Source organism: Halomicrobium zhouii, assembly GCF_900114435.1.
GTDB lineage: Archaea > Halobacteriota > Halobacteria > Halobacteriales > Haloarculaceae > Halomicrobium > Halomicrobium zhouii.
The window spans coordinates 513,039-529,090 of record NZ_FOZK01000003.1; the positions used below are offsets into that span (position 1 = coordinate 513,039).

The window sequence follows — 16,052 nt, forward strand, 5'->3', positions numbered from 1 at the left end:
ATTCCCCTTGAGATCCACCTACGAATAAAATAAGGGGATGATAAATTCCCGATTTACGCTACCGCAAGCCGGGTGGTCGTCGATTACGCGCCAGTCGTCCGGACGCCAGCGCTCAGAACTGGTAGCGCCGGTCGTCCTTCTCCTGGGCCTGCGGGAACTGGTTCGCCCCCGTCATCTCGTCGAATGTCATCCCCGAGAGGTACTCGTCGTAGGTGCAGTCGTAGCCCGACCGGAGGTGGAAGTCCATGTTTCCGGTCTCGATGGCCGTCTGGAACAGCATGTGCACCGCCCGCCGGACGAGTTCGTCCGTGCTCTCGGGTTCCAGCGCCGTCGTCAGGAGCGCCAGTTCGTTCCGCGTCTCGCGGTCGAGCGAGACGGCGAGTTCGTCGCCGAGGTCCGAGTACTGGTCCGAGACGTCGTCCGAGAGGTCGTCGAGTGTCATACCCGTGGTATTCGCGAGAGCGCGGAAACGAGTTTCGACTGGGAATGTCTGGTTACCACTCCGGTTGTTTGGTGGCGGCGGCGTCGTGGATCTGTCGTAGCCCAGCGACATTTCGTACTCCGCGGTCACTCTGGTTGTGAGTTGAACAGGTGGTTCGTCGCGATCTCGATGGAAGAAACAAGACCGCTACCACCCAGAAAGCCCTCGGCGCGCTCCGGTCCCGGGGCTCGCTGCGCTCCAGTAGGTGCTTGTTCCGGAAGACTCGCTTCGCTCGTCTTCCGACGTTCGCCTCGTTTCACTCGGCTCACCTTCGCCCGGGTTCCCGGACCCCGCCTCGCCCTTTCAGTCCGCCAGGCTCAGCACAGCACTGCAGCCCTGCCCTTCCCCTGGTCGCGCGATGAAACGCGCTCCCGGCCGACCGCCGCGCGGTTGCGGAGCGGGCAGGACGCGTGATTCGCGCCGTCCGGCGCGAATCCGGGGAGGGTTGGCGGACTCAATCGCGAGCGTGTTTTATCGCGCGAGCAAGGTTGTTCCTGGTGGAATGAAAGGGCGAGGTGCGCTGGCCGAAGCACGGACCCGCAAGCACGCGAGGGACGAGCGCGCGCAGCGTGGTCCGCGCGAGGCGAGCGCGCCGAGGGCTTTCTGATTGTTGTCGTCTCCTACTCCGTCACTAACTCGAACCCATCAGATCGCTCACTACACACACTGTACTGATCAGAGCGCACTCTTCGGACCTCGAAACGACCGGAACGAATCGCTAGACCCAAACCGTCCAAACGCCACCTTCCGTTCGATGAGCGAGCTGGCGGGGGAGGTGCCCGACGACGTCGAGGCGGTCCGGGACGCCCTGATCGAGTGGTACGAGGACGACCACCGCGAGTTCCCGTGGCGGGTGACCGAGGACCCCTACGAGATACTGGTCTCGGAGGTGATGAGCCAGCAGACCCAGCTGGGCCGCGTCGTCGAGGCCTGGAACGACTTCCTGGAGCGGTGGCCGACGGCCGCCGACCTGGCCGAAGCGGACCGGGCCGACGTCGTCGGCTTCTGGACAAGCCACTCGCTGGGGTACAACAACCGGGCGAAGTACCTCCACGAGGCGGCGCGACAGGTGACGGAGGAGTACGACGGCGAGTTCCCCGATACCCCCGACGAACTCCAGGAGCTGATGGGCGTGGGTCCGTACACCGCCAACGCCGTCGCGTCGTTCGCGTTCAACAACGGCGATGCCGTGGTCGACACCAACGTCAAACGGGTGCTGTACCGCGCATTCGACGTCCCGGACGACGACGCGGCCTTCGAGCAGGTGGCCCAGGCGCTCATGCCCGCGGGCGAGTCGCGCGTCTGGAACAACGCCGTCATGGAACTCGGCGGCGTGGCCTGCGAGAAGACGCCGGCCTGCGACGGGGCGCAGTGTCCCTGGCGCGAGTGGTGTCACGCCTACGAGACGGGCGATTTCACCGCGCCGGACGTCCCCACCCAGCCGAGTTTCGAGGGGAGCCGCCGGCAGATGCGCGGCAAGGTCGTCTCGGTACTCAAGGAGTACGACAAGCAGGCCCTCGACGACCTGGGGCCGCGGATACGCGTCGACTACGCTCCCGACGGTGAGTACGGCCGCGAGTGGCTTCGGGGGCTACTCTCGGACCTGTCGGACGACGGTCTCGTCGACGTCGAGGAGCGCGACAGCGAAGGCGACGGCGAGGGCGAGGTCGTCGCCCGCCTCCGGCGCTGACCGCCGCCGACCTTCGCCTCCCTGCCGGTCGCGCCGGGTGCGGCGAACGACGGATTCCGGAAGTGAACACGCCTTTCACTGGTCCCGACAACACGAGGCCGTGAACGGTCTTCTCGTCTCTCTCGGGCTGGCGGTCGTCGGCACCGCCGTGATCTGGAAGGGGAGCGTGCTCCTCGAACGCGCCGCCGAGCGGCTCAGCAAGCACTACGGACTCCCGGTGGCCGTCCACGGCGCCATCGTCGTCGCGGTGGGGTCGAGCTTCCCCGAACTCAGTTCCGTCGTCATCAGCACGGTGGTCCACGAGGAGTTCTCGCTCGGCGTCGGCGCCATCGTCGGGAGCGCCATCTTCAACCTGCTGGTCATCCCGGCGCTGTCGGCGCTGGTCAGCGACCGCTTGCGGGCAACCCGGGACATCGTCCACAAGGACGCCCAGTTCTACATCATCAGCGTGCTCGTCCTGTTCATCGTCTTCGCGCTCGGGGCGACGTACGTCCCCGGCGGGACGAACGAGGCGGCGATACTGACCCCGCCGCTCGCCATCCTCCCGCTGGCGACCTACGGCATCTACGTCTTCCTCCACCAGCAGGACGCCAGCGAACACGTGGCCGACGAGTCCGTCGACGTCCGGCCGGGTCGCGAGTGGGCGGCGCTCGTCGTCGCTCTGGTGCTCATCGCCGGCGGCGTCGAGGGCATCGTCCGCGCTGCGCTCTCCCTCGGCGAGATATTCGACACGCCGAGTTTCTTGTGGGGGCTGACCGTCATCGCCGCCGCGACGAGTCTCCCGGACGCCATCGTCAGCGTCCGCGCCGCGCGCAACGACGAGGACGTCACCAGCATCACGAACGTACTCGGGAGCAACACGTTCAACCTCCTCGTCGCCATCCCCGTCGGCGTCCTCCTGGCCGGGTCGGCGACCATCAACTTCCTCGCCGCCATCCCGACGATGGGCTTTCTCGCGTTCGCGACGCTCGTCTTCATCGTCTTCACCAGGACGGACCTGGAACTGACCAACCTCGAGGCCTACGGCTTCCTGGGACTGTACGCGCTGTTTCTCGTCTGGATGACCCTGGAGTCGCTCGGCCTCATCGAGACCGTCCAGGGTATCTAGCTGGCACGGACCGTGAACCTGCTGCCGTCGCTCGAACGCCGTCCGACGGACGACAGTGGACTCACTGCGGCGACGACCCGGGGAGGAACACCGAGAGGAAGATGAGGACCATCCCGACGCCCACGACGCCGCTCTGGACCGTCCCGGAGAGCGGGCGCGACAGCTGAAAAGCGTCGTAGCAGACGCCGCCGAGGACGGACCCGACGCTGAGGAAGGTGAACCCACCGGCGGTGAGCAACATCCGCTGGCTCCGTTCGCGCCGCGCCGCGCGAAACCCCTGGAACGCGACGACCAGCCCGAGGAGGACGATGACTGCTTTCACCGCCAGCAGCCCGGGATACACTCACTCCCACCCCGGTTGCATCGCGTCCCAGATCGTCCGCAACCGGTTGGGCGCGTCGTCGCGCCTGTCCACGGCTACCTGCAACGTCCCGTCGTCGAGGCTCACAGCGAGACACTCCAGGTTGGACTCGAACTTCTTGAAGTGGTTCCCGTCGGCCTGGAACTCCGTCCGCTCCCTGAGCAGGCCCAGTTCCAGCAGGTCCTCGATGCGTCGGTAGATCGTCGCGAGCGACGCGTCGCAGTAGTCGTCGAGCCCCTGGGCAGACGTGGCTCGCTGGTCCGTCACGGTGAGAATCCGCTTGACGACGTCGTCGCTGAGCAGTTCGAGTATCTGGTCGTTTCGCGGGTCGGTTTCTACCACGGCGTGACGGAACGAACCCTCCTGAGCCCTTACTTAGGCGGTGAATAGTCAGGTAGGTTCCGTCGATGGATCAGTGATTCCAGCGCGTTCGCAGCCGCTGCGAACGTGCTACAACGTTTATTCCGGTCACCGACGTCGTATCAGAATAGATGGCTTCATCGATGACACCACATATCTCTCGCCAGTTCGCTCGTGACTCGAACCGCTCGAAACGACCGCACCCCCGGCAGGACGCCGGCGACGGCAACTAACTTCCGATGTCTACGCACGTGCTCACGTTCAAGCCCGCCATCGGTCTCTACGGGCAACACGACCCCAGCGCCGCGCTCTTCGAGGACGGGCAGTTCGTCTACGGCGTCGAGGAGGAGCGGCTCACGCGCGACAAACACGCCGTGAACACGTTTCCCGAGGAAGCGATCCAGGCCTGCCTGGACGTCCGCGACCTCGCGCTCTCGGACGTCGAGAAGGTGATACTGCCCTACGATCCGCGGCTGCAGTCGAAGGTGCTCTCTCACTACCTGCGGGACGCGGTGAGAGTACGCGACCCGGTCCGCAAACTCGCGGCGGTCGAGAACACGGTGAAGACGCAGCTCCAGGCCCAGCTGTTCCCGACGCGCCAGATCGAGTCCAGACTCGCGGCACTGGGCGACGCCGTCCCGCCGATAGAGACGCGCTCGCACCACCTGTGTCACGCCGCGAGCACGTTCCACCCCTCCGGCTTCGAGGACGCCGTCGTCCTCACCGTCGACGCGAAGGGCGAGTACGACGCGACGGTCGTCTGGCGCGGCCACCAGAACGGGCTCGAACGCGTCCGCACCTACGAACATCCCAACAGCCTCGGACTCTTCTTCGCCGTCGTCACCGAGTTCCTCGGCTACCGGATGTTCAACGGCGAGGGGAAGGTGATGGGGCTCGCCCCCTACGGGGACGAGAACCCGGAGATCGAGCGAACGCTCAGGTCCCTCGTCGACACCGGCGTCGACTACGACGTGACCGACCTCACGCAACGGTGGGGGACCGGCTACGGCGTGGAGCGGCTCGAGGACGCCTTCGGCCGCGACCGGAAGGAGAGCCCGAGCGCGTTCACCCAGTGGGAGAAGGACCTGGCCTACACGGCCCAGAAACTCCTCGAAGAGACGGTCGTCCGCATCGCGGAGACGTACACCTGGATGGAGGAGACGAACAAGCTCGCCGTCGCCGGCGGCGTCGCGCTCAACTGCAAGCTGAACAAGCGGCTGGGGGAGTCCGACGCCGTCGACGACCTGTTCGTCCAGCCGGTCGCCCACGACGCCGGCCTCGCCCTGGGTGCCGGGATGCTCGAACGGCCGCCCGGCGACGTGCCGGAGATGGAGACGGTGTACTACGGGCCCGAGTACGACGGCAGCGAGATCCGGTCGTTGCTCGCCACCAACAAGATTCCCTACGCAGAACCCACCGACGTCGCGGAGTACGTCGCCGAGCGACTCGCAGAGGGCGCCCTGGTCGGGTGGTTCCAGGGCCGCCTCGAACTCGGCCCGCGCGCGCTCGGCAACCGGAGCATCCTGGCGGACCCCCGGACGGCGGAGTCACGTGACCGGGTGAACCGGTTCGTCAAGCACCGCGAGGAGTGGCGACCGTTCGCGCCGTCGCTACTCGAGGAAGCGGCCGACGAGTACCTGGCCGATGGCGAAGTCGCGCCGTTCATGATAACTGCGGCCGACGTCGAGCCGTCCAGGCGCGAGGAGATTCCCGCAGTCCTCCACCCGGCGGACGGGTCGACGCGACCACAGACGGTCTCGGAGCGACAGAATCCCAGATATCACGATCTGATATCCGAGTTCGAGTCGATTACGGGCGTCCCGGTCCTCCTGAACACGTCGTTCAACGACCACGCAGAACCGATCGTCACGACTCCCACCGAGGCGCTGAAGGATTTCTTCGGGATGGGGCTGGACGTCCTCGTCCTCGAAGACGTCGTGGTCGAGAAGGCCGAAGCGACCGAACGAGTGGGTGAGGACGCGGCCGATCGGCTCGCAGTCGACGGCGCCTGAGGACGCCACCGGACGAACGATCGGTTCCGGTCAGGACGGTGGAAAACCGCGACCGAATTGCTGCGAGTTCCTCTCTCTCAGACCGGACGTGGCCCGAAGAACCATATGGAAAGACCGGCCTTGGTATCAGCAGTGAATTCGACCGTCGCCGAAACGATGTTCATCATCGCCATGCTCCTCTCGAGCACGTTTATGCTCTCGTTAGCGGCGTGGATACGGTCGTACGCCGAGAACTTCGCCGCGAAACTGATCGTTTACTGGGCAGCAATCTACCCCGTTCTCGGGATCCTGGCCATCGCACACGTCGTGGCCCCGGACCTGCAGTTCGCCCGGACCCTCTACGCCGTGAGCAACGCTATCAGTTCGCTCGTCCCGCTCCTGGTCTTCCTCTTCACGCTCGCCTACACTGGTCGTGCCCGGTGGCTGTCGCGACGCGTGCTCGGTGTCTTCGCCGCCTGGTACCTCCTGCTGGCCGGACTGGCCGTTACCGATCCAGTCCTCGGGCTCGCGTACGGCGAGTTCGTCGTCGTGGACGGCCCCATCACGTACGTCTACGGGATGCCGACCGGCCTCTACAGCGTCCTCTCGCTCCCAGTCTGGCTGTTCATGGTGGCCCCGCCGGCGCTGCTGGGCGCAAGGGCGCTGTCCGACACCGGCGTCACGCGCGCACAGACGGCGTCGCTGTTCGCGGCGTTCACCGTCCCGTTCGTCGTCATGTTCCTCTGGCTGGGCCAGTTAGTTCCGGTCCCGGCCAACGGGGCCTTCCTCTTCGGCTCGGTCCTGTCCGGCCTCTTCGTCGGGCGCGCGGTGGACCGGTACAACCTCTTCGACCTGGTGCCACTCGCTCGCGAGATGGTGTTCGACGAACTGAACGACGCCGTCGTCGTCGTCGACCGGGACCACCGGCTGCTCGACTACAACTACGTCGCCATCGATACCTTCCCCGGACTGGAGGGTGAGATCGGAACGAACGTCACGGAGCTCGTTCCCGCACTCGCCGGCGACGACGACGGCGACAGCGAGGGGCCGTTTCCGTCATCGTTCACGTCCTACAGGGACGGCGAACCGCGCATCTACGACGTGACGGTGTCCCACCTCCCCAGCGAGGAGAACTGTCACGGCTACGGGCTCATCATCCACGACGTCACCGAGAGGCGACGGCGGATCCGCGACCTCGAACAGCAGACAACGCAGCTCGAACGGTTCGCGAGCACGCTCTCCCACGACCTCCGGAACCCGCTGAACGTCGCACAGGGGAACATCCAACTGGCGATGGACACGGGCGCGACCGAGCGGCTCGAACGGGCAGACGACGCCATCGAGCGTATCGAGCAGATAATCGACGACCTGCTGACGCTGTCGCGCGAGGGACGGACGATAGACGACCGGCAGTTCGTCGGCCTGACCGACGTCGCCGAGGCGGCGTGGAAGACCACTGCGACCGCGGACGCGACCCTCGAGGTCGAACTGGACCCCGACACGGGCGTGTTCGCCGACGAGACGCGGTTGCAGAACGTCTTCGAGAACCTGTTCAGGAACGCCCTGTCGTTCGGCGGCGCCGGCGTCACGATCCGCGTGGGCTCCGAGGACGACGGGTTCTACGTCGAGGACGACGGGCCCGGAATCGCCCCGACCGAGCGGGAGAAAGTGTTCGAGTACGAGTACACGACCGACAGCGACGGAACGGGCCTCGGTCTCGCGATCGTCGAGTCCATCACCAGCGCGCACGGCTGGTCGGTCCACGTGACCGACGGCCACGACGGCGGTGCCCGGTTCGTCTTCTCCGACGTCGACCTCGTCGACGGCCCCTCCTCGGCAACCGGGCAGACCGACGGTGTCGGGCCGGTAGCGCCCACGAACACCGAACCCTGACGCGGCGAGTCGAGACCCGGACTGGTCACTCGTCGTCCGATTTCCCCGGCCAGGTGACGCTCCCCAGGAACGGAACCCCCGTCCGCTCCGCCGCACGGGATATCATGTGCGCACCGGTCGGCACCGTCAGGAAGAGGAAGGCGATGCCGACGAGTGACGGCAGGCCGGCGCCCCCGGGACCGAAGTAGACGAATCCCGCGAGGAAGATGGAGACGGTGCCCAGCGTCGTCGGCTTGCTCGTCGCGTGCATCCGGTTGTAGACGTTCGGCAACCGGAGCAGCCCGATGGTCCCGACAGTCAGGAAGAAACAGCCGACGACGATCAGGCCGACCACGAGGAACGATTCGATCTGTCCGGCCATCAGATCCACCCCTCCGCAACCGTCGAACCGCCGATCGTCTCGCTGCCGGTGGCTGCCGCTCGCTCACTGCGCGAACGCGTCGAGGGGTCGTCGAGTGGTGTGTGGTAGTGCATGGTCACTCCTGTCGGACGATGATGTCGCCCTCCGTGACGAACTTCGCGACGGCGACCGTCGAGAGGAAGCCGATGACCGCGAGCACGAGGCTCACAGTCACGAAGAGCCCGCGGCCGGTCCGGAGCGCGAACAGGACGGCGATGGCGACGACGTTGGTCGCGATGGCGTCGAGGCCGACGACGCGGTCGGGCACGGTCGGGCCGCGGACGACCCGGTAGCCACAGAGGAGGCTCAGGAGCGTCACGAGGACGATGGCGACGTCGGCGACGGTAGTCACCAGCCCGCTCTCAGCGACCATCGGCCTCACCTCCGGACTCGGGGCCCGTTTCGCCATCGGCCGGACGGTCGGATTCGCTCTCTTCGCCATCGGCCGGACGGTCGGATTCGCTCTCTTCGTCATCGGCCTGACGGTCGGATTCGCCCGCCTCCGCCGGCGGGGTGTCGGGCCCGCCCCCGGCCTGTTGGAGGACGGGGTGGGTCTGGTCGGGCGGGTAGACGGCGAAGTCCGGCGCGGGGTCGCCCGGCGACAGATCCTCGTCGAAGATGGTCAGCGCGTAGTCCTCCCAGTTTCTGATGGGCCGAACGATCGCCTCGGGGTCGCGGCCGTCGATGACGTGGACGTACAGCGCGTTCTCGGACTCGTCGTAGTCCAGCGTTATCGTCCCGGGCGTGATGGTGATGCTGTTGGCGATGGTGGTCACACCGAGGTCTGTCCGGACCCGGAGGGGGATGAGGATGACCTCCGGTTCGATGGGCTGGGACGGCGCGAGGACGCGGTACGTGACGTCGATGTTACCGACGACGACCTCTCTGGTGAACAGGCTTACGTACAGGAACACGTACGGGATCGACCGCAGCGTCCGCCGGAGGTCGATCCCCTCGCTATAGAGCCGCCTGAACACGAACGCGATCGGCATCCCGACGACGAGGCCGAAGAGGAACTGCCCGAGCATCGGGTCCGGCGAGAGGGGGGCGCCCCGGACGAACACCCAGAGGACGCCGAACAGTACGCCGGCGACCGGCCAGCGGCGCGTCACGCCGCCCCACCTCCGTCGGGGAAGACGACCTCGACGTACTCGCCGCGCTCCGTCGCGGCCGTGGCGGCCGTCTCGGCGAAGCGGTACACGGGGTCGAAACCGACGCCGACGCCGACGACGACCGCCGCGAGCGCGACGAGGACGGCCAGCTGTCTCCCGTCGACGACCGAGCCGTCGACGGCCGACGTCTCGGCGCCCCAGAAACAGCCCGTCCAGGTCCGGGTCGTGTAGACGATAGTGAGCAGCGCGCCTGCCAGCAGCGAGAGGAAGACGACGATGGGAACCCAGCCCGGCGCCGTCGCGTACCACCGGATCGAGACGTCGAAGACGAAGAACTTCCCGAAGAAGCCCGCCAGCGGCGGGAGCCCCACGAGCGACAGGATGCCGACGAAGAACGCGCCGGCGAGCACGGGGGATCGTCCAGCGAGTCCACCGACGTCTCGCACGCGGTTCGTCCCGGTTGCGTCGGAGACGGTTGCGGCCGACAGGAAGAGCAGGCTCTTGGCCAGCGAGTGGTGGAGCGCGTACACGAGCGCGGCGACGAGAGCTATCTGCCGGAGTTCGCCGGTACTGGCGGCCGCGATCGCGACTGGTACGACGATGAAGCCCACCTGTCCCACGCTCGAGTACGCGAAGGTTCCTTCCAGGGTGTCCCTGGAGACGGCGCCAAGGCCGCCGACGACGATGCTCGCGACCCCCATCGCGGCGAGTACCGGCGCCAGGAACGAAAGCGGCGAGTGGCCCGCCACGCCGAGGACGTCGACCTGAATCGCGGCGCCCGCCAGCACGGTGAAGTAGAGGCGGACGATGGCGTAGACGCCCACTTTCTTCGTCACGCCGGCGAGCATCGCCGTCACCGGCAGCGGCGCGGTGGTGTACGCGGCGGGGACCCAGAACTGGAAGGGGACCAGGCCGGCCTTGAGCGCGAAGACGACCAGCAGGAGCGCCGAGAGCCCGACGACCGGTGCCGGGTCGATGCCGTAGGCCGCCGGGTCGGCGAGCCGGCGGGCCATGTCGGCCATGTTGAGCGTCCCCGTCACCGCGTAGAGGCCGCCGATTCCAAGCAACATCAACGCGCTGCCGATGACGTTCAAAACGAGGTACCGGACGGCTGCCGCGGTGTGGCGGGCGCCGCCGTAGAAGGCGACGAACACGTAGCTGGCCATCAGCATCACCTCGAACCAGACGAAGAGGTTGAACAGGTCGCCGGTGAGGAACGCGCCGGTGACGCCCAGGAGGAGGCAGTGAAAGAGCGGGTGGTAGTACACCCGCTGGTTGTCCCGCTCGACGAAGACGACGGCGAACGTTATCGACGCGAGTCCCACGACGGCGGCGACGACGAGCATGAACGCCGAGAGCCCGTCCAGGACGAGCGTGATGCCGAACGGTGCGGGGTGACCGCCGAGCTGGTAGGCCGCCGCACCAGGTGCGTCCGGACCGAGCACGAGCCGCCACACCGCAGTCGCGACGGTCCCGGCGTAGACGGCGCCCGTCGCGGCGCTCGTCGCGCGCTGGACCCGTGGCCACCGGGAGACCAGGAACGCCAGGACGACGCCGGCGATGGCCACCACGATCGGCGCGACGACGAGGAAACTCACTCCGCTTCACCCCACTCCGCGACGTCGATGGACCCGTTCTCCTCGTAGGCGCGGTACGAGAGCGCGAGGGCCAGCGCCGTGGTCCCGAAGCTGATGACGATGGCCGTCAGCACGAGCGCCTGGACGACCGGGTCGGCCGTCTGGGGCACCTCGCTGCCGTGGCCTTCGAGGACCGGGACCAGGTCGTGGGTCGCGGCCTGGACCCCGCCCATCGCGATGAGGTAGACGTTCGCCGCCTGGGTGATGACCGCGATCCCCCAGACGACGCGGACCAGATTGCGGCGCAACAGGAGGAACGTACCGACGGCGAACAGTCCGCCGACGACCGCAGCCAGCGCGACGCTCATTCGGCACCCACCACCGAGAGTATCGTGAGGAGGCCACCGACCACGACCAGATAGACACCCAGGTCGAACACCAGCGCGCTCGCGAGTTCGACCTCGTGGTAGACGGGGACGTCGTGGAGGATAACGTAGTCCTGGGCCAGGAACGACCCGCCGAGTAGCAGTCCGGCGAGACCGCTCCCGACGACGATAGTGAGCCCGAGCACGAACGTCCGCCTGTAGGCGGTGACCGAGCGGTGTTCGAAGATACCGGTCCCCGGGTCGACCTCGCGGTCGAGGACGCCGGCCTCCAGGTAGTCCAGCCCGTAAGCGACGTAGACGAGGACGAACGCGGTCGTCGTCAGCACGCCACCGATGAACCCGCCGCCGGGCAGGTTGTGGCCCTGGAAGAACAGCGAGACGGCAAGCACCAGGATGATCGGGACCGCGATCCGCGCCGTCGTCTTCATGATCGTCGTCGTCACTACGTCTCACCCCGCGTCCGCATCGTCACGAGCACGAGGACCGAGACGGCCGCGATGGTGATCACGACGAGTTCCCCCATCGTGTCGAAGCCGCGGAAGTCCACGAGGATCACGTTGACGACGTTCGAACCGCCGCCCTCCGGAACGGCCTCCGTCGCGTAGTAGCGCGCAAGTTCCGTCGGGTCCGCCGCCGGGTCCGGACTGACGAGCAGCGTCGAGACGAAGGCCATCACGCCGACGGCGAGCGAGAGTACCACGTCGCGGCCGACGACGAACCGGTCCAGGTCCGCGTAGAACTCCGGCAGCCGCTGGAGGACGAGCAGGAAGATCAACAGGACGAGCGTCTCGACGACGAGCTGGGTGAGCGCCAGGTCGGGCGCACTCGCGACGATGTAGAAGATCGCCAGCACGAACCCCAGGATAGAGAGGGTGAGCACGCCCGCGACGTGCGAGGGCGCCGTGGGAACGGCGAACCCGGCGAGCAGCGCGATCAACAGGACGAGCGCGACGATCAGTGGAACGCCGAGGCCGTCGAAGGCGAGAACACTGGCACTGGTCGCGACGTAACCCGCGATGACGAGCGCGCTCACCGTCGCGAGGCACCAGACGACGTAGGTCCTGAGCACGCCGGTGTGGACGAGCGGGCCGACCCGCGCGCCAGCGCGTTCTGTTCCGGAGAGCGCCCGGTCGTACCAGTCGTTCGGCCTGATCAGGACAGTGGAGTCACGGACCGTCTCGATAGCACGGGCAGTGGGGTCGGTGACCGAGTACGCGGCGACACCGCCGACGATGGCGACGCCGGACATCAGGAGCGGTGGCGTGACGTGTTCCGGCGGGAAGTGGACGCTGAATTCCGGCTGCCCGCGGGCAGTGGCGTCGACGGCACCCTGGACGATCAGGTCGACGGCGAACTGCGGGACGGCGCTGACGACCAGCACGCCGAGCCCGAGGACTGCGGGCGGCACCACGAGCGCTGCGGGCGGTCGCGGGACAGTCTTCTGGGGTGCGCGGCGCTCGCCGAAGAAGACGGCGAGGAACTTCAGCGAGTAGACGACGGTGAAGATACTCGCGACCGTAGCCATACCCGGGTAGAGCCACGCCAGTCCCCCGGTCTCGTGGCCGAACTCGTAGGCCGCCTCGAAGAGGAGCTCCTTGGAGTAGAAGCCGTTGAACGGCGGAATCCCGGCCATGCTAAGCCCGGCGACGACCGAAATCGCGGCCGTCACCGGGAGTTCCCGCCGGAGGCCGCTCATGTTGTCGAGACTTCGTGAGCCGGCCTCGTGGGCGAGGATGCCGGCGACGAGGAACAGCGGGGCCTTGAACAGCGCGTGGTTGAGCAGGTGGAACGCGCCGGCCTCCCCGCCAGCGACGGCACCGAACCCGAAGCCAGCGATCATCAGGCCGAGGTGGCTCGCAGTCGAATAGGCGAGCAACTCCTTCGTGTCCGTCGAGGCGACGGCCAGTAAGGCGCCGACCGTCATCGTCACCAGCCCGAGCGTCGCGAACAGTAGCGTCCACTCCGGCCCGGAGAGCAGCGGGCGGAGTCGGCCGACGAAGTAGACGCCGACCTTCACCATCGTCGCCGAGTGGAGGAACGCCGAGACGGGCGTCGGCGCGACCATCGCGTTCGGCAGCCAGAAGTGCAGCGGGACCTGCGCGGACTTGGCGGCGGCGGCGATAGCGATCAGGACCAGCGCGGGGACGAACAGCCCCTGGTCGCGCAGCGCCGTCCGCATCGCCTCGTCGTTGGCGAGCATCGTCGCCAGGTCGAAGGTGGCCGTGCCGAGCGCCTGTCGGGCCGCGAGGGAGAGGACGAGCAGGCCGGCGAGGAGGCAGAGCCCGCCGCCGACGGTGACGAGCATCGCCATTCGGGCTGAGTAGCGCGACTCGCCGTCGGTCGTGTGGTGACCGATGAGGACGAACGAGGCGAGGCTCGTCAGCTCCCAGAAGAGGAAGACGACGACCAGATCCGCGGCCAGCGCGACGCCGAGGATGGAGCCCATGAACGCGAGCAGGGCGGCGTAGTAGCGGCGCAAGCTGTGACCACCGTGCATGTACGCCGCCGAGTAGGTGAAGACGAGCACGCCGATACCGCTGGCCAGGAGTGCGAACAGGAGCGCCCAGCCGTCGACGGTGAATCGCAGTGCGACGCCGAGCGAAGGGATCCACGGGGCGACGACGGTTCCGTACTCCCCGACCTGCGTCGCGAGCAGGCCGAAGCTCACGAGCGCGAGCACGGCGGCCGCGTACCCCGTCCGCTCTCCGAACCAGCGGTAGATCAGCGGCGTGGCTGCAGCACCGACGAACGGGAGGGCGATCGCCGTCGTCACCACCGACAGTTCCGGACTCATCTGAGTGAACTACCGCAGGGGGTTCGATCGCAGACAGTTTTCACCTCGAGGGCGCTCAGGCCGCCTGTCCTCGGTGGCAGGTCGCTATGGCCATCGGCGTGAGCGAACGTTGATTGTATGCTAATTGAGGGTTCCAGGGTTGAATAACTGCTGCAATCGGCGGTGTGGCCCGGTAACCGACTCGACAGAGCAGGCCGCCGGTACGAAGTGGTCGGGCTTTTATCCCGGCGCGCCCTCGGTCGACGTAATGACCGAGACGCACGTCGTGGCCCTCTGCGGGAGCCTCCGCGACGACAGCCACACGCGAAAGGCGCTCCGAATAGCCCTCGACGCGGCCGAGGAACTCGGCGCGACGACCGAGTTGCTGGACCTGCGCGAGTGGGACCTGCCGGTGTTCGACGCCGACGACGAGGACGCCGGCGACGGCGAGGCGTTCCGCGAAGCGGTCCAGGCGGCCGACTCCATCCTCCTCGGGACGCCGGTGTACCACGGCTCCTACTCCGCGCCGCTGAAGAACGCGCTGGACTACAGCGGCTTCGACGAGTTCGAGAAGAAGACCGTCGGCCTGCTGTGCGTCGCGGGCGGGAGCTTCCCCATCACCGCGCTCGACCACCTCCGGTCGGTGTGCCGGGCGCTGGACTGCTGGGTCATCCCCCACCAGGCCGCCATTCCGCGCGCGAGCAGCGCCTTCCGCGGCGAGGAACTGGTCGACGACTCGGTCCGGCGTCGCATCACCACGCTCGGTGAGGAGGCCGTCAAGTACGCCCGAATAACGCCCGACCCGGCGAGCATGGAGAGCGAGGAGAACGTCGGTGCGGACGACTGACCCCGGAGGGACGGACACACTATGACACAGTGGATCGAGGACCCGACAGGCGGACGCGACCGCGGGCCCGTCGCGCTCGTGCGCGCGTGGTTCGAAGTACTCACCCGGCCGCGGCGCTTCTTCGAGCGGGGCGTCGCGCCGGGCGACCAGGCACCGGGCCTCGTCTTCGCCTCGGTCGTCGTCCTCGTGGAGGAGGCCAGTCGGTTCGCCGTCGTCGATCTCGCCTCCCGGGGCGTCCTCTCGACGGGTCCGTTTCCGTACCCCCTCATCGGCGATCTCGGACCGCTGGAATCGCTGCTCGCGCTGCTGGCCGTCGTCGTCTTCGTCGCGCCGGCGGTGTTGCACCTGACGGCCGCTCTCCAGACGCTGTTGCTCGCGCCCTTCGCGCCCGACCGTGGCGGCGTGAGCCAGACGGTCCAGGTCATCGCGTACGCGACCGCGCCGTGCGTGCTCGCGGGCCTGCCGTTCCCGGAACTGCGCATCCTCTGTGCGCTCTGGGGCAGCGCGCTGTACGTCGTCGGGACGAGCGTTATCCACGACCTCTCGTTGCCACGAGCCGCACTCCTCGGGGCCGTCCCCGCGTTGCTCGTGTTCGGCTACGCCTTCCGCGGCGTCGCCGCCGTGCAGGTGCTTTTCTGAGCTGGGTTCCGTGGACGGCCGCCGTGTCTGCGGCGTTCGACCGACGGCCAGCTTTACGGTCGCCCCACGCGCAATCGATACCATGCTCACGCTCGACCTCGACGACTTCACGTTCGAACTCAAGGACGGTGCGATCAAGCACGTCGGCCCCTCGAACCGCACGGCGACGGCGAAACTCTACGACGTCGAGGGCGTCGACGTCCGCGAGTACGGCGACAAGCGGGTGAAGATCGGCTTCACCGACGAGGACGGCTCGGAGATCGAGGTGGCCCTCTTTCCCGAGCAGGCCCGAGAGATCGCCCGCGGCGTGGAGATGCTGGAGGAGGACAGTCCCGTTTTCGAGTGACAGGGGCGATATTCGAGTGACGGAACGGGGATCCCGGCGTCGAATTCGGGCCGAACCTCCCCGCGCCGGCCTCGCGGAGATTCGACAA

At 67.4% G+C, this 16,052-nt stretch carries 16 protein-coding genes and 1 pseudogene; 7 read left to right on the forward strand and 10 right to left on the reverse strand.

The window, feature by feature from the left end:
• Nucleotides 1-112: 112 nt before the first annotated feature.
• Nucleotides 113-442 (reverse strand): ribbon-helix-helix protein, encoded by a 330-nt coding sequence (locus BM337_RS16295; RefSeq protein ID WP_089817839.1) that lies wholly within the window; start codon nt 440-442, stop codon nt 113-115.
• Between the two features lie 793 nt (nt 443-1,235).
• On the opposite strand from BM337_RS16295, the gene BM337_RS16300 reads away from it, so the two are divergent.
• Both BM337_RS16300 and BM337_RS16305 read left to right on the forward strand, forming a co-directional pair.
• Nucleotides 1,236-2,171 (forward strand): HhH-GPD family protein, encoded by a 936-nt coding sequence (locus tag BM337_RS16300; protein ID WP_089817841.1) that lies wholly within the window; start codon nt 1,236-1,238, stop codon nt 2,169-2,171.
• A 100-nt stretch (nt 2,172-2,271) separates the two neighbouring features.
• Nucleotides 2,272-3,279, forward strand: coding sequence for a sodium:calcium antiporter (locus BM337_RS16305; RefSeq protein ID WP_089817843.1), 1,008 nt, complete (start codon nt 2,272-2,274; stop codon nt 3,277-3,279).
• Between the two features lie 61 nt (nt 3,280-3,340).
• Here the strand turns inward: BM337_RS16305 and BM337_RS16310 are convergent, their stop codons facing one another.
• Both BM337_RS16310 and BM337_RS16315 read right to left on the reverse strand, forming a co-directional pair.
• Entirely contained in the window at nt 3,341-3,622 is a 282-nt protein-coding gene (locus BM337_RS16310) for a DUF7521 family protein (protein WP_089817845.1), read from the reverse strand.
• On the reverse strand, nt 3,623-3,982 hold the full coding sequence (locus BM337_RS16315) for a helix-turn-helix domain-containing protein (RefSeq protein WP_143117733.1): 360 nt from the start codon (nt 3,980-3,982) through the stop codon (nt 3,623-3,625).
• 257 nt (nt 3,983-4,239) lie between these two features.
• Between BM337_RS16315 and BM337_RS16320 the strand changes: the two genes are divergently transcribed.
• The gene (locus BM337_RS16320) at nt 4,240-6,012 is read left to right on the forward strand and encodes a carbamoyltransferase family protein (RefSeq protein WP_089817847.1); all 1,773 of its coding nucleotides are present in this window, start codon (nt 4,240-4,242) and stop codon (nt 6,010-6,012) included.
• Nucleotides 6,013-6,144: 132 nt separating this feature from the next.
• On the forward strand, nt 6,145-7,884 hold the full coding sequence (locus tag BM337_RS16325) for a sensor histidine kinase (RefSeq protein ID WP_177227577.1): 1,740 nt from the start codon (nt 6,145-6,147) through the stop codon (nt 7,882-7,884).
• 25 nt (nt 7,885-7,909) lie between these two features.
• Here the strand turns inward: BM337_RS16325 and mnhG are convergent, their stop codons facing one another.
• The 7 genes and pseudogenes from mnhG to mbhE all read right to left on the reverse strand — a co-directional run bounded on the left by mnhG (nt 7,910) and on the right by mbhE (nt 14,153).
• A complete protein-coding gene (mnhG, locus tag BM337_RS16330; RefSeq protein ID WP_089817851.1) occupies nt 7,910-8,245 on the reverse strand; it encodes a monovalent cation/H(+) antiporter subunit G in 336 nt (111 codons plus the stop codon).
• A 115-nt stretch (nt 8,246-8,360) separates the two neighbouring features.
• Entirely contained in the window at nt 8,361-8,657 is a 297-nt protein-coding gene (locus tag BM337_RS16335; RefSeq protein WP_089817853.1) for an MrpF/PhaF family protein, read from the reverse strand.
• A 142-nt stretch (nt 8,658-8,799) separates the two neighbouring features.
• Nucleotides 8,800-9,396, reverse strand: a pseudogene (locus BM337_RS16340) (Na+/H+ antiporter subunit E); the annotation flags it as partial.
• Nucleotides 9,393-10,994 carry a complex I subunit 5 family protein gene (locus BM337_RS16345; protein ID WP_089817857.1) on the reverse strand — a complete coding sequence of 534 codons (1,602 nt, stop codon included), beginning with the start codon at nt 10,992-10,994 and terminating at the stop codon, nt 9,393-9,395. The pseudogene BM337_RS16340 and the gene BM337_RS16345, both read right to left, overlap by 4 nt.
• Nucleotides 10,991-11,341: a sodium:proton antiporter gene (locus BM337_RS16350; protein WP_089817859.1), complete on the reverse strand. Its 351-nt coding sequence runs from the start codon at nt 11,339-11,341 to the stop codon at nt 10,991-10,993. Before BM337_RS16350 ends, BM337_RS16345 begins: the two co-directional genes overlap by 4 nt.
• On the reverse strand, nt 11,338-11,802 hold the full coding sequence (locus BM337_RS16355; protein WP_089817860.1) for an MnhB domain-containing protein: 465 nt from the start codon (nt 11,800-11,802) through the stop codon (nt 11,338-11,340). Before BM337_RS16355 ends, BM337_RS16350 begins: the two co-directional genes overlap by 4 nt.
• On the reverse strand, nt 11,802-14,153 hold the full coding sequence (mbhE, locus tag BM337_RS16360; RefSeq protein ID WP_089817862.1) for a hydrogen gas-evolving membrane-bound hydrogenase subunit E: 2,352 nt from the start codon (nt 14,151-14,153) through the stop codon (nt 11,802-11,804). Before mbhE ends, BM337_RS16355 begins: the two co-directional genes overlap by 1 nt.
• A gap of 247 nt (nt 14,154-14,400) precedes the next feature.
• Between mbhE and BM337_RS16365 the strand changes: the two genes are divergently transcribed.
• The 3 genes from BM337_RS16365 to BM337_RS16375 all read left to right on the forward strand — a co-directional run bounded on the left by BM337_RS16365 (nt 14,401) and on the right by BM337_RS16375 (nt 15,964).
• Nucleotides 14,401-14,979 carry an NADPH-dependent FMN reductase gene (locus BM337_RS16365; protein WP_089817864.1) on the forward strand — a complete coding sequence of 193 codons (579 nt, stop codon included), beginning with the start codon at nt 14,401-14,403 and terminating at the stop codon, nt 14,977-14,979.
• A 21-nt stretch (nt 14,980-15,000) separates the two neighbouring features.
• Complete coding sequence (locus tag BM337_RS16370) at nt 15,001-15,618, forward strand: YIP1 family protein (RefSeq protein ID WP_089817866.1); 618 nt, start codon at nt 15,001-15,003, stop codon at nt 15,616-15,618.
• An 82-nt stretch (nt 15,619-15,700) separates the two neighbouring features.
• Nucleotides 15,701-15,964, forward strand: a complete 264-nt coding sequence (locus BM337_RS16375) for a hypothetical protein (protein ID WP_089817868.1) — start codon at nt 15,701-15,703, stop codon at nt 15,962-15,964.
• Nucleotides 15,965-16,052: the final 88 nt, after the last annotated feature.